The organism is Bacillus infantis (assembly GCF_008180445.1).
Classification (GTDB): Bacteria; Bacillota; Bacilli; order Bacillales; family Cytobacillaceae; genus Bacillus_AB; species Bacillus_AB infantis_B.
Genome location: NZ_VTER01000006.1, coordinates 120,367 through 144,042, shown reverse-complemented (window position 1 = coordinate 144,042; position 23,676 = coordinate 120,367). Strand labels below are relative to the sequence as shown.

Below are 23,676 nucleotides of genomic sequence, written 5' to 3'. Positions count from 1 at the left end.
AGTCACTCAAGAGAGTGAATGCCCACTCCAGAGTGCCTCAGAGAACCGGTATGAGTCACTCAAGAGAGAGACCCCCTGCCCCAGAGTGCCTCAAAGAACCGGTATGAGGGATCTCAAAAAAACAAAAAAGGCATTGCTCAGCGCAATGCCTTAGGATACTTCCTTTTTTCAGTTTATCAGCAATCCCGCCAAGGAAGAATCAGTTCATATAATTTTCGACCAGCTCATAGCATCTTTCTTCTGTGAGATTGGCCAGGACAGCGACATATTCTAAATGTTCCTGTGTGCCTCCTTCATACTTGAGGGATGCCTCCAATGCGCGGGCATCACGTTCCTTTAGCCAATCGCGCTGTTCTTCCCTTAAGGACTCCATCTCTTCTGCCGGAAGCCGCTCTTGCAGTACTCCATAAATTTCATTCAGCCTGTCATCCCAGATTTCCCAACGGTCATTTTCTACTTTTTTCAAAGCGTAAGTTGATGAATCTGCCGCTTCTAATGCGTCTGCTTCTTTTTTGCTGATATTCAGTTTTTGGAGATACTCTTCCTTCACACTATCTTCGGCTTCATTGGCAGGAGGGTCTTCTTCTTTTCCGGATGCAGTGCCATCTGTATTCGTGCTGCCGGTATTTGAGTCATCTTCTGCAGAGTCTGCACCAGAAGATTCGTGCTCTGCATCTTGAGACGAATCATTAATCTGCTGCTTCTCGGACTCATCGTTTGATACACCAGATGAGCTTTCACAAGCCGCTAATAGCAGTACTAATAAAACAGCAAATATGCCTATGTAATGTTTGCCTTTGTTTTTCATATTAAAATACCTCCTCTTTTAATTCATAACGTATTCCGGCGTCCAGTTAATAGATTTGGCTTCCTAGTATACTGTAACATTATCTCTTTTATCTGGAAAAGCGGAGGGAAATCTGCTTTTCCCAATATCGTTAAAAAGCCTGCCTTTCATAAAGAAATGCAGGCTTTCATCTGATTTGGCCAATGCGGCATCGGTTTAAACGGAATAGGATTGCTCTGATTTCACAGGCTTTCGCGCCAGCAATGAACTGAATATAGCAAGCAGCGGCAATATCAAAGTCAAATACAATATTTCCTGATAGCCGCCGAAGAGATCGAACGCAAAACCGAAAGGAAGGGGGCCGAGTGCCGAGCCGATGACGGTCACGGTCATGGCAGTTCCTTTAATGCTGCCAAGTGACTGCCTGCCGAAGTAGCTGGGCCACACATAATTGAGGGCGATCCTCTCAAAACCGCCGCTGATGCCCCACAGCACCCCGAAAATGATGGCAACCGTGACGTTTTTGGCGGACAGCAATATCAGAATAAAGACGATTTCCCCAAGGAAAATGCCGGCGAGGACATAATTTACTTTTACTTTATCAAGAATGAAGCCGGCTGCGAGTGTAATCGGAAAGCCGATGATGGCCATCAGGCTTAAAACCACCGCTGCCAAACCAGGCGAGAGATTCTGGACCCCGAAAATGGAAATGAGATGGAAGGTAAGCCCGGTATTGACTAATGCCGGTATGGACACACAGAACAATAGCATCCAAAAAGCCTTGGTTTTCATGGCTTCCTTCAAGGTCCAGTTTTCTTCTAGTTCGCTCTCATCCATATTCTGCTCACCTGGTTTCAGGACCGGCTTCTGCCGTCCGTCCGGCAGGAGGCCGATATCTTCAGGCTTGTTCCGGATCAAGAGAAAGGCAAGCGGTACAAAAATGACCAGGAGGGCAACTCCCCACACACGCCAGGAAAAGCTCCATCCCCATGTATTGACCAGCCAGGCATTCAGCGGCGGGAAAAGGGCAGAGCTGGTGAAGCCCCCCAGGGCCATCAGACTCAACGCTTTTCCCCGGTTCTGGATGAACCATTGAGGTACAAGTGTGTTGGGGATAAGGGACATAGAACCCTGACCGAGCAGTCTTATCAAGAAGAAACCGACAAAAAGCATGGCGGTATTGGCAACAAGGCTGTTCCAGAAACACGCCAGTGCCAGGCTGAATCCAACAGCAACTGCCATTTTGCGCTGCCCATGCCGGTCAATGAAGCGGCCGACAAAAAACATGCACAGTCCTGCACATAGAGTAGCTGCCGAGTAGACCGCTGACACCTGAGAACGGCTCCATCCGAAGTCACGTATATAAGAATCAATAAAAACTGAAACAGAGTAGGTCTGCCCAGGGCCGGAGAAAAACACGCCGAGGGCAGCCACAAACACAATGACCCAGCCGTAATAGATGCCCTGGAATCTCTCTTTTATCATTGAAAATCCCCCTATCCACATGAAGTACAGAAAAATGGAGAAATAAAGGGGATCAGCTTTCTAAATACCGGTAAAGCGTAGACTTGCTGATGCCGGTTTGTTCCTTGATCTCCCTCAGGCTGTATTGCTTGCTCTGATACATTTCGATGGCGCGGCGGACGTTTTCATCTGCCTTGCGCGGCCTTCCGGCAATATTTCCTTTTTCCTTGGCTGCCAAAAGCCCCTGCTTCGTTTTCTCGCTTTTCACATCGCTTTGAAATTCAACGAGATGCCTGGCTATGTAAAGAAAAGAATAGCCGGCAGGATTGCCTGTATCAATGTTTTCAGCAAGTGAAAAAATAAAAGCATTCTTTGAATTGACTTCTTCCAGCAATTCAACAAGGTGGCGTGAGGAATCCGCGAGGCTGAATAACCTGGTGACCATAATCTTGTCGCCAGGCTCAAGCCCTTCCAGCAGGGAGTCCAGCTGCGTGCGTCTCTTTGGCGATGCATGCTCTTCTGCCAAAATGATTTCACAGCCCGCTTTCTGCAGTGTATTCCGTTGATCTTCACAGTTTTCATCGCCCTGAAGAGGCCTCATATATCCGATAAGCATGATTTTTCTCCTTTAATGAAAGGTTTACAATCAGCATAACACATTGTGATTTCGTAAATAAAGGTTCAAAATGGTTCCTTTTTAGGACGAATCGTGCTAGACTGTCTTAGTTGAGTTTTGGTTATTCATTATCTTTATATATATAGGAGGATCTAAATTGGTCGAAAAACTTAAGAAAGAATGGTTTTCAAACGTAAGGGCGGATATTCTTGCAGGCATCGTCGTCGCTCTTGCCCTCATTCCAGAGGCGATCGCTTTTTCCATTATAGCAGGTGTCGATCCCATGGTGGGTCTATACGCTTCCTTCTCTATCGCTGTCATTATCGCCTTTGTCGGCGGAAGGCCCGGGATGATTTCGGCCGCCACAGGGGCAATGGCCTTATTGATGGTGCCGCTCGTCAAAGAACATGGACTTGATTATCTTCTGGCAGCCACTATTTTGACTGGTGTCCTGCAGATCATTTTCGGGGTATTAAAAGTAGCCAAGCTGATGAAATTCATTCCGCGTGCGGTCATGATCGGGTTCGTTAATGCTTTAGCCATCTTGATTTTCATGGCACAGGTGCCGCACTTCCTGGGCATTTCCACAATGACCTATGTGTTCGTCGCGATAACTCTTGCCATTGTTTATATACTCCCAAGGTTTCTAAAAGCCATCCCGGCTCCTTTAATTGCGATAGTCTTATTGACGGCCATTGCAATCTATTCTGGTACAGAGCTTCGGACGGTAGGTGATTTGGGGGCCATCACCAGATCATTGCCATCTTTCTTTATTCCGGATGTGCCATTCAGCTTTGAAACACTGGCCATTATTTTTCCATACTCACTAGCTTTATCAATTGTTGGATTACTTGAATCGCTGCTGACAGCTTCCATCGTCGATGATATGACAGGCACTGAAAGCAATAAAAATAAAGAATCCAGGGGCCAGGGGATTGCAAACCTGGTGAATGGCTTCTTTGGCGGCATGGCAGGATGTGCAATGATCGGACAGTCTGTCATCAATGTCAAATCAGGCGGAAGAGGACGACTGTCCACTTTGACAGCAGGCCTTTTCCTGATGTTTCTCATCATTGTACTGGGAGATCTGGTTGTGCAGATACCGATGCCGGTCCTTGTAGGGATCATGATCATGGTATCGATTGGAACATTTGACTGGAGCTCATTCACTTATCTGCGGAAAGCGCCGAGAACAGATGCGGTTGTTATGCTTGCAACAGTTGCCATTGTTGTTGCCACCCATGACCTCTCAAAGGGTGTTCTGGCAGGAGTGGTCCTCAGTGCCGTTTTCTTTGTCTGGAAAATATCAACTGTCAGGCTGGGCAAAAGAACGGACAAGCAAAAAGTGGTATACGAAGTAGAAGGCCAATTGTTTTTTGCTTCTGTTGAAAGCTTTCTTGATTCATTGGATTTTGCTGTCCAAAATGAAACGGTCATTTTGGACTTCACAAACGCCCATATATGGGATGATTCAGCCGTGGGGGCGATTGATAAGGCCGTCTTCAAATTCAGGGAGAACCATAATGACGTACAAGTGATCAACCTGAATGCAGCGAGCAAGAAGCTGGTCGACAAGCTGGCGGCCTTCCAGGATCCAAACGCAAAACTATCAGCACATTAAAGGAAAAGGGGAATAAATATGTACAAGAGGATCCTTCTGGCCATTGACGGGTCAGAGCATTCAGAAAGAGCCACAGACCAAGCTGCCGGGCTGGCAGAGCTGTCCGGTGCATCAATAGAAATCGTCTATGTCGCGGACTATTCCAAAGCTATGACTGACGTCCTCCATACACAAAGCAAAGAGGACCTTGATCTTGCGAGGCGGGAAAAGCTTTTGCCTTTTGAAGAAAAGCTGGAGGCGCTCGGTACTTCCTTCAGTGTCAAAATCCTTCATGGCGAACCTGGCCCTGCAATCGTTGAATATGCCAATTCTTCTGATGCTGACCTGGTTGTCATCGGCAGCCGCGGATTGAATGCTCTCCAGGAAATGGTTCTCGGGAGTGTCAGCCATAAAGTCGTGAAAAGGACAGACTGCCCTGTCCTTATCGTAAAATAAAACAGATGCCCTCCAGTCCAGGAGGGCAATATTTCCTTTTTTATTCTGAACCATGGCTATTCAAATAAGAAATAGTTATAATCATAAATAAGTTGCGGGAAAAGCTTTTTTTACAAAAAATGAAAGCGTTATCATTTTAATATCAGGAGGTTATCATATGTACCAAAAGATATTATTAGCAACAGATGGTTCAGAGCACAGTAAAAGGGCTGCTGAAAATGCCATCCATATCGCCAAATGCAGTTCAGGTTCCAGGATTGAAATCGTCTATGTCGCCGATCCTGATAAAGCCAAGTCGGAAACGCTGAGCCACTGGAATTCTGCCAATCTTGGCGAGGGGAAAAAGAGGCGGCTGACTGAAGTTGAAAAGCTTGCAAAGGAATCCGGAGTACAGTATGAGATCATTGTTCTGGATGGAGACCCGGGCCCATGCATTGTCGACTATGCCAATAAAAATAAAGCTGATATCGTAATCATAGGCAGCAGGGGGCTAAATGTCCTCCAGGAATTTGTACTGGGAAGTGTGAGCCATAAGGTTGCCAAGCGGGCGGCTTGCCCGGTGCTGATTGTTAAATGATTCTGTCTTGATAATATTTCTTTTCCAAAGAGAGCGGTAATTATGCCGGTCTCTTATTCATTTCTGAGAATGAATCCTCCATGCCAAATTGGTTTTTTTAAAATTCAAAGCATGTTACACTTTTTTTAACTGACATCGGGCTTACTCTCAAAAAATACAAAACTGGCAAGGAGGAAGGGTTGTAATGAAACTAACTTCAATTCAAACAGAAGCAGATAAATTTACATTCTTTTACTTCACTGCTGTCGTTTTTCTCTGGCTCAAAACTTATATTGTGCAGCTGACCCAGTTCAATCTCGGAATAGACAATATCCTCCAGCACTTTTTGCTGTTGGTGAATCCGCTTGGCTCCTCGCTATTGATCCTGGGGATCGCACTTCTTTTCAAAGGGCGTGCAAAATATACAGCCCTGATAGTCATTGATCTGTTCATGTCGATTCTACTGTATGCGAATGTGCTGTATTATCGCTTCTTCAATGATTTCATCACTTTGCCGACATTGACGCAGACCCAAAATGTTGGAAATGTAAGCGGAAGCATATTGACTCTGCTGCAGCCTTCCGATCTCATTTTCTTCGCTGATTTCCTGCTGATCGTGGCATTACTTTTCTTGCCATTCACGAAATTCGAAGGGAAAAAAATACCGCAGAGAAAGGTTAAGGTCCTGCTGCTGTTTGCTTTAGGCATTTCCGGGCTCAATCTGGCTCTCTCGGAAGTGGACCGGCCGCAGTTGTTGACAAGGGGATTCGACCGCAATTATATCGTTAAGTATTTAGGCATGTATAATTACACGATCTATGATGGCGTTCAAACCACAAAAGCAGCTGCCCAGAGGGTTATGGCAAACAGCGATGATATGACAGAGGTAATTAATTTCACGAAATCGAATTATGCTGAACCCGATCCTGATTACTTTGGGGCCGGCAAAGGTATGAATGTTATCTATCTGCACATGGAATCCATCCAAAACTTCCTGATTAATTATGAACTGCATGGAGAAGAGGTTACTCCGTTCCTGAACTCTCTTGCAGAGGACGGGAGCACCCTTTACTTTGATAACTTTTTCCACCAGACTGCCCAGGGGAAAACTTCTGATGCTGAGTTCATGGTGGCCAATTCTCTTTACGGGCTGCCCCAGGGTTCAGCTTTTACGATGAAAGGGCTCAATACCTATCAGGCAGCTCCGGCCATCTTAGCTCAGAAGCAGGACTACACGTCCGCAGTATTCCATGGCAATATGGGAAGCTTTTGGAACCGGAATGAAATTTATAAATCACTGGGCTATAACCATTTTTATGACGCCAATTATTTTGAGATGAACCCAGATCAAATGGCTGACTACGGTTTGATGGACAAGCCCTTCTTTGAGCAGTCCATGCCGTATCTGGAAGAATTGCCGCAGCCTTTTTATGCAAACTTCATTACGGTTACCCACCATTATCCGTTTAAACTGAATGATGAGGAAGCAACAATTGGGAAGCATACAACAGGTGATAAAACTGTTGATAATTATTTCCAGACTGCCAGATACGCCGATGAAGCGCTTGAGCAGTTCTTTGGCTACCTGAAGGAAAACGGCCTGTATGATAACTCGATTATCATTATGTATGGAGACCATTACGGCATTTCCAATAACCATAACAAAGCAATGGAAGAAGTGATCGGAAAGGAAGTCACAGCATTTGAAAGTGCAGGTCTGCAGCGGACGCCATTATTCATTCGTGTACCGGGAATGGAGGGAGGAGTCAACCATGAATATGCGGGCCAGATCGATTTGCTTCCAACTCTGCTCCACTTGCTTGGCATAGACACGAAAGATTATGTCCACCTCGGTTCTGATTTGCTGTCTGAACAGCATGATGAAGTGATCCCTTTCCGGAATGGCGACTATGTAAGCCCGGTCTTTACTTCTGCTGAAGGGAAGTACTATGACTCTGAGACCGGCGTGCTGCTAGAGGATGATCGCCTGGAGGAAGCCCGCAGATACAAGGAAAATGCAGAGCAAAAGCTAGCACTCTCAGACCGGATCGTCAATGGGGACCTGCTCCGTTTTTACACGCCAGAAGAATTTACCCCGGTGGACCGGAGCGACTATATCTATTTTGAACCATCCAGGGACGATAAAGAAAACAACTGAAAACCTGGGGAAAAGGCTGTCATTTCAAAAAGGCAGCCTTTTTTGGTATTGACTGGAATTCTATCTGTTGTGGTTATGCCAAAATATGGATGAAATAGAGCAAAGCGTTAATCCAGCCGGGATTGACGCTTTTTCATGCATAAAAACACTGCCTTCCCAATGGAAAAGCAGTGTTTTTCATATATGGAACAGCCACACAATAACCGGACCAAACACGGATCCAAGAAGGGCGCACAGGGTCATCGAGATAGAGCTCATGGAGACGCTGACTTCGCCGTACTCGGACGCTTTTGAGGTGCCGAGTCCGTGTGAGGCGCTGCCGAGTGCGATGCCGCGGCCAAGCGAGGAGCGGATCCGGACCCACTTGATGATGGAAGGGCCTAATAGGACACCTGAGAAGCCGGCGAGTGTGACAAAGATGACGGTCATGGAAGGAATGCCTCCGATGCCGTCTGCAATCTGCATGGCAACGGGCGTGGTGATCGATTTAGGGATGAGCGACAGGATGAGCTCGTGGTTCATCCCGAGCAGCATAGCAAACAGCATGCCGGTGATCATCCCGGTGAACAGGCCCGTGAACACGCCGCCAAGTACCGGCAGACTGTATTTTTTCAAGACTTCGCGCTGAGTATAAAGCGGATAGGCAAGGGCTGTCACAGCAGGGCCAAGCAAAAAGTGGATCCATTTCCCGCCTGTCATATACTCTTTATACGGCACATGAAGTCCTGCAAGAAGGGCGACGATAATGATGGTAGAAGTCAGGACTGGAATGAATACAGGATAAGAATATCGCTTATATACGGAAGCCATCACCATATAGATGGTGATGGTCGAGAAAATCATCAGGATTGCGATGATAAGGCTTTGCACGCTTTTTTCTCCTTTCGTTTATCGGCACGGTTTTCTAAAAACTGGCTCATCAGGCCTGCAGCGGCAATCGTGGCTATCGTGCTCACGACAACGATGGCAGCCAGTACTGCTCCGGTAGCGGAAAGCAGGCTCGGATAATTGACGACACCTGCCATCGACGGGATGAACAGGAGAGGCAGGATCGACAGCAGGAAGCTTGCTCCGTCTTTCACAAAGATGACCGGCACAATATGGAGCAGCAAACAGGCAAGAAGCAGCAAGAGTCCTATGATGCTTCCTGGTATTGGTATATGAAAAGCCCGCTGGATCACATCACCCGTAAAGGTGAAGGCGTATAGTACACAGATTTGGAGGACAATTTGAAGCCTTTTCATGATAGTCATAGCTGTCCTGGAAAATAAGAACAGCGTTCCTCCTTTCAAAATCACTTTACTTTTCAGATAAATGTTTGTATAGTACAAGTATATATTTGTATTATACAAGCATTTTAATCTTTGTCAATCTATGTGCCACTCATACTAGGAGATGAAAGCATGTCAAAAGAGAAACAAAACGACGTTGAACTAATAGAATACGAATTGGCGACCTTCATCCGCAAGGCAGTCTATCTTGAGCAGTCGGAAAAGAAGATCGGCCAGCTGGAGCGCTCAGCCTATCTGCTGCTCAGACAGCTTGATGAATTCGGCCCAGCCCGCGTTAAAGAGCTTGCTGAAGCATTTAAGCTTGATATCTCGACATTGTCCAGACAGGCTGCGTCACTTGAATCAAAAGACCTTATCAAGCGCTGTTCCGATCCAAAGGATGGCAGAGTAAGTGTATTTTCGATTACAGACTTGGGAAAAGAAAAACTGTCAGCAGATATCGCAAACCGAAGGGCCCATTATTTCAAAGTTCTAAAGGACTGGACAGAAGAAGAAAAGGAGATGTTCGGAAAGCTGGTTGTCCGCCTCAATACATCATTCTTTGAGTAGCTTTTAAGATCCGAAGAAAAGTAAGCGCATCCATATCCGGAGCCGACAGGGAATTTCCATCTGCTTCCCCTTTGATATAATAAGAGAAAAAGAGTGAAAAAAGAGGGAATCTTATGCTTCTTTATAAAATATCAGCATACCTGATGCTTGCCGGCCTGATCTGCCTGCTTGGCGATGGTATATGGATCATCAGCAGCTATGAAGACCCTGCTCCTTATCCGTTCGCCGCCTATCTATGGCTCTTTGCCGGAGTTCTTCTTATGCTCATATCTTTTACTTTTACGGAAGTGCTGAAGGGGAAGGCCGGCGGAAGCGATTCAGGCTTCCCTGGTTTTAAAAGAAAAGATATGAGGGAATATATCCAGCCTTTAGCGGCAAAGGCACAAAACGGTGATAAGCGTATTTGGGCTTTGCTGATTGCCGTGGTAATCATCCTGGCTGCGGTCTTTTTTGCCTTTCCGGGTTTTCCGCTGCTCGATGTAGTTTTCACAATGATCCCGGCTGCAGCTGGAGCCGGCTTCGTTCTTTATATGGCGAAAGCCGAGCCGGAGGAAGATGATGAACCGGGCAATGCTTACCGCTGGCTGCGCTTCATTGATTACCGCAGGCATCCGTTCAGCCTCGCCCTCCTTGTATTCATTCTGATGAACTTGTCTTTGCTATTATCCAAGAAATACGGAATCAGCCTTGTGATTGATCAGGAAGGCTACAGCCCTTATGCCACCTCGCTCAGGACAGAATTCCATCTCAATGCCGCTCTCCTGGTGTCCTGTGCCTGCCTGTATATCAACCAGCACGCCCCATTTCTCGGCTTTCATCAAAAAAATAGCAGCCATATGGTCGTAGCCGGAATTCATTTTTTTGAGATTCTGGTCTGCGGTGTTGGATTGTTTGTGCTGATTTTGAGCTGGTTTTAGGAGGTTATACTGATGGAAGTCAAATCTTACTTGGAGAGGACTTTCCCTAATCTTATATTAAAGCCGAGCCTTTACTCCCAATGGAATATTGGCATCCACTTTGAACTCGGGAACGGAATCTATCAGTTCAAGGAAGATGGGGAATTGAACCTGGATCTGTTCGAGCCTGTATACAGCCAGGCATGCTCCATTTTTATGTCACTTTTTTCGGAAGAAGATGAAATGGCTGTTTCCTTAAATATCTATCATCCTGAGAAGAGTAATAAGAGACAACGGCCAACCAAGGTGTTTGATCACTATCTCAGGAACAAAAGTCTTAAATATCTAATCAGGCACGAGGCTCTGCCTCATCTTTTTGACGACGGGGAAGATGGCTATACTTCGCGATTTTATTTAAAGGGCAGAAAAAGTGATTTCCATTGCCGCAAGCTTATTGAAGCAGCCTGCAATGAAGACTTCCTTCTGAAGCCAAGGTTCGGCAGTGCGGAGGGTTCCTATTATCCTGATATTTTTTTCATTAACATGACGAGGGATATTATCTTTTTCATTTATGATGACCGCGGATGTGAGGTTATTGCAGCCCGGACTGATAGCTTAAGGCAACTGTATGGTGAATATAGCGAATGGGTTGATGAATATCATATGTGACTGCAAAGAGTGCTTAATTGCGCCTCTCTTTGCAGTTTTTTTATGTTGACTTTCCCAAAAAGATGCAATAAACTAACAAAGTACTCAAATTAAAGTACTTTTAATAAAGTATATTGATGAAAATAATATAAATTTTACAGAAGGAAGGAAAGCAACAATGAAATTTACGCAGTTTCTAAAAACACGAGGGGCGATCGCATCGATTTTTATGGGGGTTTTTTATGCAGCTGCGATGCTTGGCATCTTTCTCCCAGGCTATTCTGCGATTCCAGGGAATGTCGATCAAATGCCGATTGCGATAGTGAACGAAGATGCCGGCGCTTATGGTGCCCAGATTGCCGGGCAGCTCCAGGAGAATCTGCCTTTTAAAGAAATTGAAACAGATATAAGCAATAAGCAGGCCATTAAAGACCTGAATCATAATGACCTGGCTTTAGTCGTGCGGATCCCGGAAACCTTCTCTGCGGATCTCCAAAAAGGTGAGGGATCGACAGGGATTGATTTTACAATTAATGAAGCCTCGGCCACTACCGTTTCTTCTACTATGAAATCTGTTGTCGGTGAAATTAACAACCAGCTGCGCAGCCAATTCTCACAGCAAACCGCGCAGGGTGTCCTAATGAACTTGAATCTGCCGGAAGACCAGGCAGCAGAGATGGCTAAAAAAATTGAAACAGCGTATAGCGGGAATGTCATTTCAATCAATAAGATTCCTGCTGGCATGAATAATAATATGCTGCCGATGTTCCTGACAATGGCCGGCTATGTTGGTGCGATGATTGGTGCGATGCAGCTGGTCGCCGCTTTCAGGGAAAGCCGCGGCAATGCAAGTAAAACCAGGCTGTTTCTTTATGTGCAATTAACAGCTCTTTTGATTGCTGTTGTATCCTCGGCAGTTGCCGTCGGAGTGGCGTATCTGGTCAATGAGCCAAGCGGTGATCTGTTCTTCGGCATGGCCGGACAGCAGATCCTGAACTATATGGTCTGCTTCAACTTCACAGCAGTTCTGATCTTCCTCATCGGGGAAGGCGGAATGGTGTTGAACCTGCCGATCCTGCTGATGCAGACACTAGCAAATGGCGCTGCCATCTCACGGGAAATGATGTATGCTCCATTCCAATGGATGAGCCATATTTCTCCGATGTATTATTCCGTCCAGGCTTATATGGCCAATATGTACAGCAGCATCAGCCCAAGTCCGTACCTCTGGTCCATGGCTGCAATCGGCGGAGCTGCGATGCTGATCAATATCGCCATTGTAGCGTTCCTTCATAAACCGGCGCCAGTCGTGGTTCCGGAGCTTGATGCAGGTGATGCCCTCAAGGCTGCAGATGAAGTCACCGCCTAGTTTTGCTATGATAAGAAGAAGAGTCTTCTTGCAGGAGGATATAATATGTCCATTCAAATTTTCATCTTAAGCAAACTGATGGAGGATAATAATTATCCTTATAAATTAAAAAAGCAGCTTTCCGAACCGATCCCGCTCGATCAGCTGAGCGGGCTGACGGAAAGCAAGCTGTACTACCATTTCGATACACTGGCGAAGCAGGGCCTCATTGAGACAGTCGAAATCATCAAAGAGGAACATCGCCCTGATAAGCAGGTGTTCGGCATCACAGCAAAAGGCCGTGAAGAATTGCCGAAGAAAATCTACAAGGAATTCGAGAAATCCACTGGGATCGGGGAGATGGTCGTCGCGATCGCCAATATTAAATATGTGGAACGCGGCAAGGTCATCACCATCCTGGAAAAAAAGCTTGACGCCATCAAGGCCCGCTGGGAGCAGATCAGCAGCATAGACGCCGAGAAGCATGTCGGCGAGGCGCATCAGAACATCAGAGAATTCATGGAAGGCTATGTTTCAACCAGGATGGAGCATACGATTTACTGGCTGGAAGAGCTGATCCGGCGGGTGGAGCGGAAGGAAATTTAGCGTTCCAGGACAGAGCTGGAGCCACTATTTCAGAGACAAGCCGGAATAGTGGTTCTAGATGAGGGAGCTGGAGCCACTATTTGAGGGAAAAGCCGGAATAGTGGTTCTAGATGAGGGAGCTGGAGCCACTATTTGAGGGAAAAGCCGGAATAGTGGTTCTAGATGAGGGAGCTGGAGCCACTATTTGAGGGAAAAGCCGGAATAGTGGTTCTAGATGAGAGAGCTGGAGCCACTATTTCAGGGAAAAGCCGGAATAGTGGTTCTAGATGAGGGAGCTGGAGCCACTATTTCAGAGACAAGCCGGAATAGTGGTTCCAGGTAAGAGAGCTGGAACCACTATCTCTGGGGTAAAGCCGAAATAATGGTTCTAGCTAAGAAAACTCAAACCCTTCAGCTGAAAAAATTGAAATGCCCTTAAAGCATGCCGCACTTCATGCTGCCGACTAAGTCGGCAGCCGTTTTTATATTGTTAGCTCATACGTTTCCAGCGCTCCGTCCCGGGAAAGTTTATAATAAAGTAAAATCTATATAAAGGACGAGGTGTTAAGAATGGGAGAAGTAGAATTAGTCCTGGACGCAAAAGCCACATTGGGAGAAGTCCCATGCTGGGACGCAGAGAAGCAGCTATTATACTGGGTGGATATCAAGGAGAAAAAGGTGAACATCTTCAACCCGGCTTCAGGAGAAAACCGGGAGATCCAGCTGGAGCAGAATGTGGGGACGATTGTGCCAAGAAATACGGAGGAAGCGGCAGTGGCTTTGGAGGATGGCCTTTATCTTCTTAACTTCGAGACAGAGAAGCTCACTTTAATAAAGGAATTAGAGAGCGATATTCCTTCTAATCGTTTTAATGACGGCAAGTGCGATCCTGCCGGCCGGTTCTGGGCAGGTACGATGGACAAGCAGGGTGCAGGTGCTGAAGGGTCGCTGTACTGTCTGGATACAGATCAGCAGGTTGAGAAAAAGCTAGATCAGCTTGGCATTTCGAATGGCCTCGCGTGGTCACCGGACAACAGATTCATGTATTTCATCGATACACCAACCAAAAAGATCAGCCGCTTTGATTTTGACCTTAGAACGGGGGCAATTGAAAACCGCACTGAAGTCATCAGCTTTCCAGAAGGAGCCGGTGCACCGGACGGGATGACGATTGATGGAGAGGGAATGCTGTGGATTGCCCACTATGGCGGCGGCAAGGTATCGAGGTGGAATCCTCATACAGGTAAGCAGCTTTCAGAAATAAAGGTGCCTGCCAAGAACGTGACGTGCTGTACATTTGGGGGCGGGGACCTAAAGGACTTGTACATCACCACGGCAAGAGATGGGCTGAACGAAGAGCAGCTGAAAGATTATCCATTGTCAGGCGGGCTGTTCAGGGTGAAAACGGATGTGAAGGGAAGTCCGGCTTATTCTTATAAAGGTTAAAATCTGAGCTGCCATGAAGGCAGCTTTTTTTAGTTTTCCAGCCTCTTGGCAACTATATAAGCATCTTAATAATTCTTAATAAATTCCCTGAGAAATTCTTCAGGTTTTGAATTTATGCTAAAGATATAAATTCGACAGATGGAGTGAAGCGAAATGAAGGGGCCTGTATTTCTGCAGCAATATTTGAAGCATCCAAGAAAAGTTGGGGCACTCTTGCCAAGCTCCGGCTATCTGGCTGAAAAGATGGTCAGTGATCCTGCATTCGGGAACGCAAGATTGATTGTTGAGTATGGCCCTGGAACAGGCGTTTTCACCAAAAAGATCCTGGAAAAAAGAAACTCCGAAGCCACCGTCCTATTGATCGAAAACAACTTGGAATTTTATTCTTTGCTGAAGGAAAAATATCAGAACGAAGATAATGTGATCATTGTTAACGGGTCGGCAGAGAAGATAGATTTTTATATTGAAAGCCGCGGGCTTGGAAAGATTGATTTTGTCATCTCCGGACTGCCCTTTGCAAGTTTGCCTGAGCCTGTATCCCATGCTATCTTAAATAACACCAGAAGGCTGCTGAAACCTGGCGGGCGTTTTATCACTTTTCAATATACAATGCTGAAAAAAGCATATATAGAGCAATTCTTTAAGAACATAGACATTAAACGGGAGTACCGCAATGTCCCTCCGGCTTATGTATTGAGCTGCAGCAACGATAAACTAGAAGGATGATGGGATGTGTTACGGGTGGATGGCAATATTTTAATTGTGGACGATGATAAAGAAATCAGGCATCTGATTTCGGTCTATCTGGAAAACGAAGGACTGAAGACAAGCCAGGCCGAGAACGCGCTGGACGCTTTATGCAAGCTGGAAGAGCAGGCATTCGATCTGATCATCCTGGATATTATGATGCCGGAAATGGATGGCATAGAAGCATGCATGAAAATCAGGGAAGAGCAGCATATGCCGATCATCATGCTCTCGGCAAAATCGGAGGATATGGACAAAATCCAGGGGTTGACCTCAGGGGCAGACGATTATATGTCAAAGCCGTTCAACCCTCTTGAGCTGATCGCAAGGGTCAAATCCCATTTGAGAAGATACAAGAAATACAATACAGAATCGGAAGCAGATAAAAATGTAATTGTGATTGGCAGCCTGGAGATCAATACAGATACAAGGCTGGTGTACGCAGGCGGAAAAGAGATCAGGCTCACCCCGAAGGAATTTGATATCCTCGAGCTGCTTGCGAGAAACAAAGGGATTGTCATGAGTGTCAGCAAGATTTACGAGTCCGTCTGGAAAGAAGATCTGCTGAAATCAGACAATACGGTCATGGTCCATATTACAAAAATCAGGGAGAAAATCGAGGAAGATCCCAAGCATCCAATCTATATCAAAACCATCTGGGGAGTGGGGTACAAGATATGATGCTGAAAAACAGGCTGTTTTTTAAGCTTCTCGGGTCTATCGCCATCAGCTTTGTAGCATCCTTCCTGGTGATGGTTCTGCTGTCTCAGATGATTTTCAGAGTATACGATGTGAAATTTCTGACAGAACTGAGTGTGCCGATTTACAATGTCACCATATTCCTGTTTTTTACCATCATTATTTTAAGCTTCATTCTGGTTTTCCTTTTGCTGGTGCGCAAGAAAATCTTCTATTTGAAGATGATCAGCGATCGCGTCCAGGAAATAGCCGGAGGACAGCAGGGCCTGACCATCAATATCAAAGGGAAGGATGAATTATCCCAGCTCGCCGGTAATATTAATTTTATGTCAAAGGAGCTTGAAAGCAGATTTGAGCATGAAAGAAGCCTTGAAAACGCCAAGAATGAACTGATCACCAATGTTTCCCATGATTTAAGGACACCGTTAACCTCAATTATCGGCTATCTGGATCTCTTGAGAAAAGGGCAATACCAGGACAGCGCAGAATTAAAGGAGTATCTGGAAACAACCTATTCAAAGTCACAAAGGCTGAAATCACTGATGAATGAGTTATTGGAATACACACGCCTGGCCAGCCCTGATGTTCTCTTGAATATGGATAAGGTCGACCTCTCAGCTTTATTGAGGCAGATGGCCGGCGAGTATATGCCGATCATGGAACGGGAGCAGCTCACTCTTCATACTTTTATTACAGAAGAGCCTGTCCGGATTTCCATGGACGTTGAAATGATGGTTCGGGTCTACGAAAATCTATTCTCCAATAGCATAAAATACAGCACGAAGCCGTCTTCAATAAAAATTTTTCTAGATGCTGAGGGTTCCAGAGCTGTTTTAAAAATTTCCAATAGGACGGATAAGCCTCCTGTTGCTGACTTGAATCAATTATTCGACCGGTTTGTCACAGGCGAAAAAGCGAGAACAGAAAACCAGGGAACAGGACTGGGACTGGCTATTTCCAAAAGGATCGTTGAGCTGCATGGAGGGAAGATCTATGCGGAATACGCAGATGGATGGATGACAGTTGTGGTGGAGCATCAGATATAGGAAAGCTTATGGGCTGCAAAGGCTCATAAGCTTTTTTATTGCCCTCAGATCCAGGAAAAAGGGACTCAGAGGGTCTCAGATAAACCTAATCGTTGCAAAAAAGATTGTGTTGACAAACTTGTATATATAAGTTAAATTTTAAGAGAGCTCAGTATTTGTATATACAAGTTAATGAAAGCGCTGTTATATATTTATGCTGATTATAAAATATGGGGGAATACCTATGACAAAATATACAGGCCCTGCAAATGAGCTGCTGGAGCATATCGGCGGCCGGGACAATATTGCAGCGGTGACACATTGTGTGACACGCATGCGTTTCGTCCTGAATGATCCATCCAAGGCTGATATTGAGAAAATAGAAAACATCAAGCTTGTAAAAGGAACCTTCACACAAGCCGGCCAGTTCCAGGTGGTCATCGGCAATGAAGTTTCCAGCTTTTATAATGAATTCACTAAGATTGCCGGTGTAGAAGGCACTTCAAAAGAGGAAGCCAAGACAGCGGCCAAGCAGAACCAGAATTTGCTTCAGCGGATGATGGGGCATATGGCAGAAATTTTTACACCATTGATTCCCGCCCTTGTAGTCGGCGGTTTGATTCTCGGCTTCAGAAATGTAATCGGTGACATTAAGCTCGTGGAAGATGGCACCAAGACGATTGTTGAGATATCCCAGTTCTGGGCTGGCGTCCACGCCTTCCTGTGGCTGATTGGGGAAGCGATATTCCATTTCCTTCCTGTCGGGATCACCTGGTCTGTTGCCAAGAAGATGGGTGCATCACAGATTCTCGGAATCGTCCTTGGTATCACATTAGTATCGCCGCAGCTGCTGAATGCCTATGGCGTTGCCGGGGCAGGGGCAGGAGATATACCGCAATGGGACTTCGGGTTTGCCCAGATTGATATGATCGGCTATCAGGCCCAGGTCATTCCTGCGATCCTGGCTGGTCTGACGTTAGGCTTCCTGGAAACAAGATTGCGCAAAGTGGTTCCAAACTCTATCTCAATGATTGTTGTTCCTTTCCTTGCACTAGTGCCGACTGTTTTGATAGCGCATACAGTGCTCGGCCCTATCGGCTGGCAGATCGGTTCAGTGATTTCGGATGTTGTTTACTCCAGCCTGACGTCTTCATTCGGATGGCTGTTTGCAGCAGTGTTTGGCTTCGTGTACGCACCACTGGTCATAACCGGTCTGCATCATATGACGAATGCTATTGATCTTCAGCTGATGAGTGAGCTGGGCGGAACGAATCTGTGGCCAATGATCGCGATTTCAAACATTGCCCAAGGCTCAGCCGTATTGGCTATGATCTTCATCAACCGCAAAAATGAGGAAGAAAAGCAGGTTTCCATCCCTGCGGCCATCTCCTGTTACCTGGGCGTAACCGAGCCTGCCATGTTCGGGATCAACCTGAAATACGGGTTCCCATTCCTGGCTGCTATGATCGGATCGATGATTGCAGCCGTTGTTTCTGTAGCGAGCGGCGTCATGGCCAACTCTATCGGTGTTGGCGGACTGCCTGGAATTCTTTCCATCCAGGCGCAGTATATCGGAACATTTGCCATCTGTATGATCATCGCAATTGTCGTTCCATTCGTCCTGACAACCATCTTCGCTAAAACAGGGGTAAAGAATTTTACTTTTAAAAAGCAAAAGAAACAGAGTGCAGCTGTCTAACTGCATAAGGAAGGGGGATGGGTTTCTCCCTTCCTTTTTCTTTGCCTGATAAAACTATGAAGAATGGAGATTTGTTTTATGAGAAAGAAGTATCTCGATATCTGCCAAAGCATCACAGAGCAAATCAGGAGCGGGAGCATCAAACCGGAAACCTTTCTGCCATCTGAGAATGAAATGGTAAAAGAATATCAGGCTTCAAGGGAGACCATCCGAAAAGCTTTGAATCTCCTTGCTCAAAATGGCTATATTCAAAAAATCAGGGGAAAAGGCTCGATGGTCCTCAACTCTTCCAAATTCGATTTCCCAGTGTCCGGCCTGGTCAGCTTCAAGGAGCTGGCAGGCAAGATGAGTGAAGCTTCACAGACGATCCTGAACGGCTTAAGCCTGGGGGAAGCCGGGGGTTTTATTAAAAAAGAGCTGCAGCTGGAGGAAGGCGATCTGGTCTGGGACGTCCTGCGGACAAGAAAGATGGGAGGAGAAAGAATCATTCTTGACCGCGACTTTCTGGCTGAGAAGCATGTTCCCCATCTGACTGGTGATATTTGCAGGGATTCCATCTATCAGTACCTTGAAAAAGAATTGAACCTGAATATCAGCTTTGCCAAAAAAGAAATCATCGTAGAGGAACCAACCGATGAGGACCGATCCCTTCTGGACCTTGATGGCTTCCAGAATGTAGTGGTCATCAGGAGCCATGTCTACTTGAACGATGCCAGCCTATTCCAGTTCACAGAGTCCAGGCACCGTCCGGACAAATTCCGTTTCACCGACTTTGCCAGAAGGGCTCTCCATTGAATAAAATCTTGAAATGCCGGACCTTGCTCCGGCATTTTTTTATGCTCTTTATAAACCCCTCAGTTTTAATAGTCATATTTTAGGGAATATCTTCAGGAAATCATACAACATTGCATACATAACCTGGAGGGGGATTTATGAAGAATTTTAAGGTGTTTGGCATTATCCTTCTGCTCTTGGCAGGAATCCTGGCTGGCTGTACAGCGCAGGCTGCCGAGGAGGAAGGGACCGTCACATTGAGGCTTGCCCATAATCAGGGAACAACACATCCGATACATACTTCGCTGACAGAGTTTGCAAGATTGGTAGAGGAAAAGACAGATGGCAGTATGAAGGTCAAAATTTACCCGAGCGGACAGCTTGGCGGGGAGCGCGAGGCACTTGAGCTGACACAGACCGGTGCGATTGACTTTGCCAAGGTGAGCGCAGGCTCGCTTGAGAACTTTTCAGAAGTCTACTCATTGTTCAGCCTTCCTTATTTATTCGACGATAAAGACCATTTTTATAAAGCGATGAACAGCAGCACCGCAAAAGAAGTTTACCAGACTACGACTGATATCGGTCTGAGGGGACTGACATTCTATGAGTCAGGCACAAGGAATTTTTATACAAAAAATAAGCCGATTATGCATCCTGATGATCTGAAGGGGCTGAAAATACGGGTCCAGCCGAGCCCGACAAACCTGAAGATGCTTGAGCTGATGGGCGGGTCGCCGACGCCGATGTCCTTCGGTGAAGTCTATACGGCTATGCAGCAGGGTGTCATCGACGGCTCGGAAAATAATGAAACAGCATTGACGGATAATAATCATGGAGAGGTGGCAAAGCAGTACAGCTACAGCGAGCATGCCATCATCCCGGATATCCTGATTATCAATGAAAGCAAATGGAAGCAATTTACTGCTGAACAGAAGAAAGCTATAACAGAAGCGGCAGAAGAGTCTTCTTTTTACCATAAAGAGGTTTGGCGGAAAGCGACAGAGAAGGCGATAAAAGACGCCAAAGATATGAATGTCACATTCAGCAGGCCGGATAAAGAGCCTTTCATGGAAGCAGTTCAGCCGCTGCATAAGGAGTTTGCAGAAAAGAAATCGACCGGAAAATACTATAAAGAAATCCGGGATATGGCTGAAGGCAATTAAAAGGGGGAGCAATCATGCAGACTATGAAAAAATGGATCGATCTGAGCATTGCCTTTGTGACCTGCACCCTCTTGGGTGTGATGGTCCTGATGGCCATCTGGCAAGTATTCACAAGATATGCGCTGGATTCGCCAAGTACGATTTCAGAGGAGTTTCTCCGGTATTCGCTGATATGGGTTTCCATGCTCGGCGGAGCTTATGCCTTCGGAAACAAGAAGCATATCGCAATCGAGTTCATCGTAGAAAAGCTGGAAAACAGGAAGAGGCTTGCCACAGCTATCCTGATTGAGCTGATTGTCCTGGCATTTGCTGTATGTGTCATGATTGTCGGCGGGTCTAAAACAGTTGGGATCTCCATGGAGCAGTATTCTGCCGCACTCGGCCTCCCGATGGCCTATATTTATCTGTCCCTGCCGGTGAGCGGCGTCCTGATTGCCGCTTATTCTATAATTTCCATCAGGGAAATCTCCGCAAACCGAAAAGCGGACTTATATTCAGAAGAAGTAGAGACTCCTGAGCCCATACATATTGATAAGGATAGAAAGGAGGGGCTGGGATGACAATCACAGCAGGACTCCTATTGCTTTTTGTATTCTTTCTTCTCTTATTTTTGGGCGTGCCCATTGCCATCAGCATCGCCGGTGCCTCTCTTGTCACCATGCTGGTTTTGTTTCCTTTTGATATCGCCGTATTCACAGCGGCGCAGAAGATGGTGGCGGGTCTCGACAGCTTTTCCCTGCTCGCCATCCCGTTCTTCATCCTGTCAGGGGTCATCATGAATAATGGCGGAATTGCGATTCGCCTGATCAATTTTGCGAAGGTCCTTTCCGGGAGGATGCCCGGGTCGCTCGCCCATACGAATGTAGTCGGGAATATGCTGTTCGGTTCGATTTCCGGTTCCTCTGTTGCCGCTGCAGCAGCAATCGGCGGGGTCATGTCTCCGCTTCAGAAGAAGGAAGGCTATAACCCGGCGTATTCTGCTGCGGTTAATATCGCATCGGCGCCGACAGGGCTTCTGATCCCGCCTAGCGGACTGCTGATCGTCTATTCCCTTGTCAGCGGCGGGACGTCGATAGCCGCGCTCTTCATCGCCGGCTATATTCCCGGTATCCTCTGGGGCCTTGCGACCATGGCTGTAGCATATGTGATTGCGAAGAAAAAGAATTACCCCATCGCACCGAAGATTACGTTCAGCCAGGTGATGAAAGTATTCCTTGACGCGATTCCGAGCCTGCTGCTCGTGTTCATTGTCATCGGGGGGATTATTGCCGGGGTATTCACGGCAACCGAAGGCGCTGCCATTGCGGTTGCGTATTCTCTCATTCTCTCGATGTTTTATCGGACATTTAAGATAAAGGATGTTCCGAAGATGCTGATGGAAACGGTGGAGATGACAGCCATCATCATGCTGCTGATCGCCGCATCGACCATCCTTTCCCTTGTCATGGCATTTACCGGCATCCCTGAGGCCATCAGCAGCGGCATCCTCAGCCTGACCGATAACCCGATCCTGATCCTGCTGCTGATGAACGTCATCCTGCTGATTATCGGGACTTTCATGGATATCACGCCTGCAGTCCTGATATTCACGCCGATATTCCTGCCGATTGCCACGAGCATCGGGATGGACCCGGTGCACTTTGGCATCATGATGTGCCTCAATCTTTGCATCGGAAGCATTACCCCGCCTGTCGGAAGCGCCCTGTTCGTCGGATCCAGCGTCGGCAAGGTGAAGATCGAGCAGCTTGTGAAGCCATTGCTTCCATTCTACGCTGCCATCATCGTTGTGCTGCTGCTAGTTACTTATATCCCGCAGGTCAGCATGGTGCTGCCGGGGCTGTTTGGACTTTAAAATGAAGAAGGGCTGCCCTCTGACCTTATGCAGTTCAGGTAATGTGGGGGAGGCTTAAGATCACAGACTAAACAGCATACGTTTTAGCAGAATATACAGTACAGTGCTTAACTAACAAAAAAAGCTTGGGATATCCCAGGCTTTTTACTTTTGAATATTCTTATTCAATAAACGCACTCAATGGCTGAACAGTTGGACAGGCGATTCTCCTTTAACTTTAACATTCTTAAACAAGGAAACTAGATTATCTGCTATTGGAAATGTATAGACGGAAAGATTCCCTTTATTTTAAAAATAGTGCTGAAAACAGCTTAAATAGAGGGAGAAATTCCCCTTATATGACTCGAAACCATGAAAAAAGATAGTTTTTCTTTGCATAGAGGGAAAACCTCCTCTTATATTCCAAAAAAACAAGTCTGATTTGGATTTAACAGCAAAAACTCCCCTTAATTCACTGGCAGCCCACTCTTCAGCTGCAAGGAGCAGAAAACTAAACTCTGGCCAGGCGGCCCTTTTGATTTCCCGTATAATTCCAGCTCTCCTCCGATAAACTAAAGTCATCATCTGCCAGGAGGAAAGATTATGGAAGATCTGCTGCATAACTGCCTTCTTATTTTCGGAAGGATCATCACCATTCTGCCTTTATTGCTCTTTATTACTCTTTTTATGGGGAGGCGCTCGATTGGCGAGCTTCCTGTTTTTGATTATCTTGTTATCATTACACTGGGGGCGGTGGCCGGGGCGGATATAGCTGATCCCTCCATCAGGCATCTGGAAACAGGCTTTGCCATTATTGCCATCGGCCTTCTCCAGCGGCTGATTGGGAGATTGAAGATTTCAAAGCGTAAATTCGGAAAACTCATCACCTTTGAGCCGGTCATTGTTATACATAAAGGCAAATTCCTTAGTGCCAATTTAAAAAAGTACCATTACAGCATTGATAACATCCTGCAAATGCTGAGGGATAAGCAGGTCTTTGACATTCAATATGTGGAACTGGGGATACTGGAGGGAAACGGAATGCTGAGTGTCCAGCTCAAGCCTGCACAGTTGCCTGCCACAAAGGGAGACTTGAATATTTCCGGAAGCACTTCACAAATTGCCTTTCCTGTCATTGTTGAAGGAACGGTATACCGGGAAGTTTTGGAACGGTTTGATGTGGATCAGGACTGGCTTGATTTGGAGCTGTCCCGGCTGGGCATCTCCCGGCTGCAGGAGATATTCTTTGCTTCTATGAGCCCTGAAAAAAAACTGCATATCTCTCTGAAAAATGAACAGGCACAATCCATTCCATCTTTGTATCATTAGCACATTAT

The 23,676-nt window shown here is 46.3% G+C and carries 24 protein-coding genes; 19 read left to right on the top strand and 5 right to left on the bottom strand.

All coding sequences use genetic code 11. The annotated features are described in order from the left end of the window. Positions 1 to 199: 199 nt before the first annotated feature. The 3 genes from FZD51_RS11990 to FZD51_RS11980 all read right to left on the bottom strand — a co-directional run bounded on the left by FZD51_RS11990 (position 200) and on the right by FZD51_RS11980 (position 2,867). Positions 200 to 808, bottom strand: a complete 609-nt coding sequence (locus tag FZD51_RS11990) for a lysozyme inhibitor LprI family protein (RefSeq protein ID WP_148974989.1) — start codon at positions 806 to 808, stop codon at positions 200 to 202. A gap of 195 nt (positions 809 to 1,003) precedes the next feature. Beyond that, positions 1,004 to 2,272: an MFS transporter gene (locus FZD51_RS11985; RefSeq protein ID WP_262380895.1), complete on the bottom strand. Its 1,269-nt coding sequence runs from the start codon at positions 2,270 to 2,272 to the stop codon at positions 1,004 to 1,006. Positions 2,273 to 2,324: 52 nt separating this feature from the next. After that, positions 2,325 to 2,867, bottom strand: coding sequence for a recombinase family protein (locus FZD51_RS11980; protein ID WP_148974987.1), 543 nt, complete (start codon positions 2,865 to 2,867; stop codon positions 2,325 to 2,327). Positions 2,868 to 3,024: 157 nt separating this feature from the next. Between FZD51_RS11980 and FZD51_RS11975 the strand changes: the two genes are divergently transcribed. From FZD51_RS11975 to ltaS, 4 genes are all read left to right on the top strand, one after another. Continuing rightward, positions 3,025 to 4,488, top strand: coding sequence for a SulP family inorganic anion transporter (locus FZD51_RS11975; protein ID WP_148974986.1), 1,464 nt, complete (start codon positions 3,025 to 3,027; stop codon positions 4,486 to 4,488). A gap of 18 nt (positions 4,489 to 4,506) precedes the next feature. Then, the gene (locus tag FZD51_RS11970) at positions 4,507 to 4,923 is read left to right on the top strand and encodes a universal stress protein (protein ID WP_148974985.1); all 417 of its coding nucleotides are present in this window, start codon (positions 4,507 to 4,509) and stop codon (positions 4,921 to 4,923) included. A gap of 157 nt (positions 4,924 to 5,080) precedes the next feature. Further along, positions 5,081 to 5,500, top strand: coding sequence for a universal stress protein (locus FZD51_RS11965; RefSeq protein ID WP_148974984.1), 420 nt, complete (start codon positions 5,081 to 5,083; stop codon positions 5,498 to 5,500). 184 nt (positions 5,501 to 5,684) lie between these two features. Then, complete coding sequence (gene ltaS / locus FZD51_RS11960) at positions 5,685 to 7,637, top strand: lipoteichoic acid synthase (protein ID WP_148974983.1); 1,953 nt, start codon at positions 5,685 to 5,687, stop codon at positions 7,635 to 7,637. A gap of 177 nt (positions 7,638 to 7,814) precedes the next feature. On the opposite strand, the gene FZD51_RS11955 is transcribed toward ltaS, so the two are convergent. Next, entirely contained in the window at positions 7,815 to 8,507 is a 693-nt protein-coding gene (locus FZD51_RS11955; RefSeq protein WP_187445725.1) for an LrgB family protein, read from the bottom strand. Beyond that, positions 8,480 to 8,881: a CidA/LrgA family protein gene (locus FZD51_RS11950; protein ID WP_148974982.1), complete on the bottom strand. Its 402-nt coding sequence runs from the start codon at positions 8,879 to 8,881 to the stop codon at positions 8,480 to 8,482. The genes FZD51_RS11955 and FZD51_RS11950 overlap by 28 nt, the downstream gene beginning before the upstream one ends. 159 nt (positions 8,882 to 9,040) lie before the next feature. Between FZD51_RS11950 and FZD51_RS11945 the strand changes: the two genes are divergently transcribed. The 15 genes from FZD51_RS11945 to FZD51_RS11875 all read left to right on the top strand — a co-directional run bounded on the left by FZD51_RS11945 (position 9,041) and on the right by FZD51_RS11875 (position 23,668). Continuing rightward, positions 9,041 to 9,478, top strand: coding sequence for a MarR family winged helix-turn-helix transcriptional regulator (locus tag FZD51_RS11945; RefSeq protein WP_148974981.1), 438 nt, complete (start codon positions 9,041 to 9,043; stop codon positions 9,476 to 9,478). Between the two features lie 113 nt (positions 9,479 to 9,591). Then, complete coding sequence (locus FZD51_RS11940; protein WP_148974980.1) at positions 9,592 to 10,395, top strand: hypothetical protein; 804 nt, start codon at positions 9,592 to 9,594, stop codon at positions 10,393 to 10,395. Between the two features lie 12 nt (positions 10,396 to 10,407). Further along, positions 10,408 to 11,043 carry a DUF3885 domain-containing protein gene (locus FZD51_RS11935; RefSeq protein WP_148974979.1) on the top strand — a complete coding sequence of 212 codons (636 nt, stop codon included), beginning with the start codon at positions 10,408 to 10,410 and terminating at the stop codon, positions 11,041 to 11,043. Between the two features lie 157 nt (positions 11,044 to 11,200). Next, on the top strand, positions 11,201 to 12,391 hold the full coding sequence (locus FZD51_RS11930) for a YhgE/Pip domain-containing protein (RefSeq protein WP_148974978.1): 1,191 nt from the start codon (positions 11,201 to 11,203) through the stop codon (positions 12,389 to 12,391). Positions 12,392 to 12,436: 45 nt separating this feature from the next. Continuing rightward, on the top strand, positions 12,437 to 12,976 hold the full coding sequence (locus FZD51_RS11925) for a PadR family transcriptional regulator (protein WP_148974977.1): 540 nt from the start codon (positions 12,437 to 12,439) through the stop codon (positions 12,974 to 12,976). Between the two features lie 549 nt (positions 12,977 to 13,525). After that, on the top strand, positions 13,526 to 14,401 hold the full coding sequence (locus FZD51_RS11920) for an SMP-30/gluconolactonase/LRE family protein (protein ID WP_148974976.1): 876 nt from the start codon (positions 13,526 to 13,528) through the stop codon (positions 14,399 to 14,401). Positions 14,402 to 14,554: 153 nt separating this feature from the next. Further along, on the top strand, positions 14,555 to 15,127 hold the full coding sequence (locus FZD51_RS11915; protein WP_148974975.1) for a class I SAM-dependent methyltransferase: 573 nt from the start codon (positions 14,555 to 14,557) through the stop codon (positions 15,125 to 15,127). A 15-nt stretch (positions 15,128 to 15,142) separates the two neighbouring features. Then, the gene (locus tag FZD51_RS11910; RefSeq protein WP_148975347.1) at positions 15,143 to 15,829 is read left to right on the top strand and encodes a response regulator transcription factor; all 687 of its coding nucleotides are present in this window, start codon (positions 15,143 to 15,145) and stop codon (positions 15,827 to 15,829) included. Continuing rightward, complete coding sequence (locus FZD51_RS11905) at positions 15,826 to 16,893, top strand: sensor histidine kinase (RefSeq protein WP_148974974.1); 1,068 nt, start codon at positions 15,826 to 15,828, stop codon at positions 16,891 to 16,893. Before FZD51_RS11910 ends, FZD51_RS11905 begins: the two co-directional genes overlap by 4 nt. 223 nt (positions 16,894 to 17,116) lie before the next feature. Continuing rightward, positions 17,117 to 18,571 (top strand): PTS system trehalose-specific EIIBC component, encoded by a 1,455-nt coding sequence (treP, locus tag FZD51_RS11900; protein WP_094767933.1) that lies wholly within the window; start codon positions 17,117 to 17,119, stop codon positions 18,569 to 18,571. A gap of 78 nt (positions 18,572 to 18,649) precedes the next feature. Next, positions 18,650 to 19,366, top strand: a complete 717-nt coding sequence (treR, locus tag FZD51_RS11895; RefSeq protein ID WP_148974973.1) for a trehalose operon repressor — start codon at positions 18,650 to 18,652, stop codon at positions 19,364 to 19,366. A gap of 137 nt (positions 19,367 to 19,503) precedes the next feature. Next, positions 19,504 to 20,508, top strand: coding sequence for a TRAP transporter substrate-binding protein (locus tag FZD51_RS11890; protein ID WP_148974972.1), 1,005 nt, complete (start codon positions 19,504 to 19,506; stop codon positions 20,506 to 20,508). Between the two features lie 14 nt (positions 20,509 to 20,522). Then, positions 20,523 to 21,068 (top strand): TRAP transporter small permease, encoded by a 546-nt coding sequence (locus FZD51_RS11885; protein WP_148974971.1) that lies wholly within the window; start codon positions 20,523 to 20,525, stop codon positions 21,066 to 21,068. Then, complete coding sequence (locus FZD51_RS11880; protein ID WP_148974970.1) at positions 21,065 to 22,360, top strand: TRAP transporter large permease; 1,296 nt, start codon at positions 21,065 to 21,067, stop codon at positions 22,358 to 22,360. Before FZD51_RS11885 ends, FZD51_RS11880 begins: the two co-directional genes overlap by 4 nt. A 582-nt stretch (positions 22,361 to 22,942) precedes the next feature. Next, on the top strand, positions 22,943 to 23,668 hold the full coding sequence (locus tag FZD51_RS11875; protein ID WP_148974969.1) for a DUF421 domain-containing protein: 726 nt from the start codon (positions 22,943 to 22,945) through the stop codon (positions 23,666 to 23,668). The last annotated feature ends 8 nt before the right edge of the window (positions 23,669 to 23,676 follow it).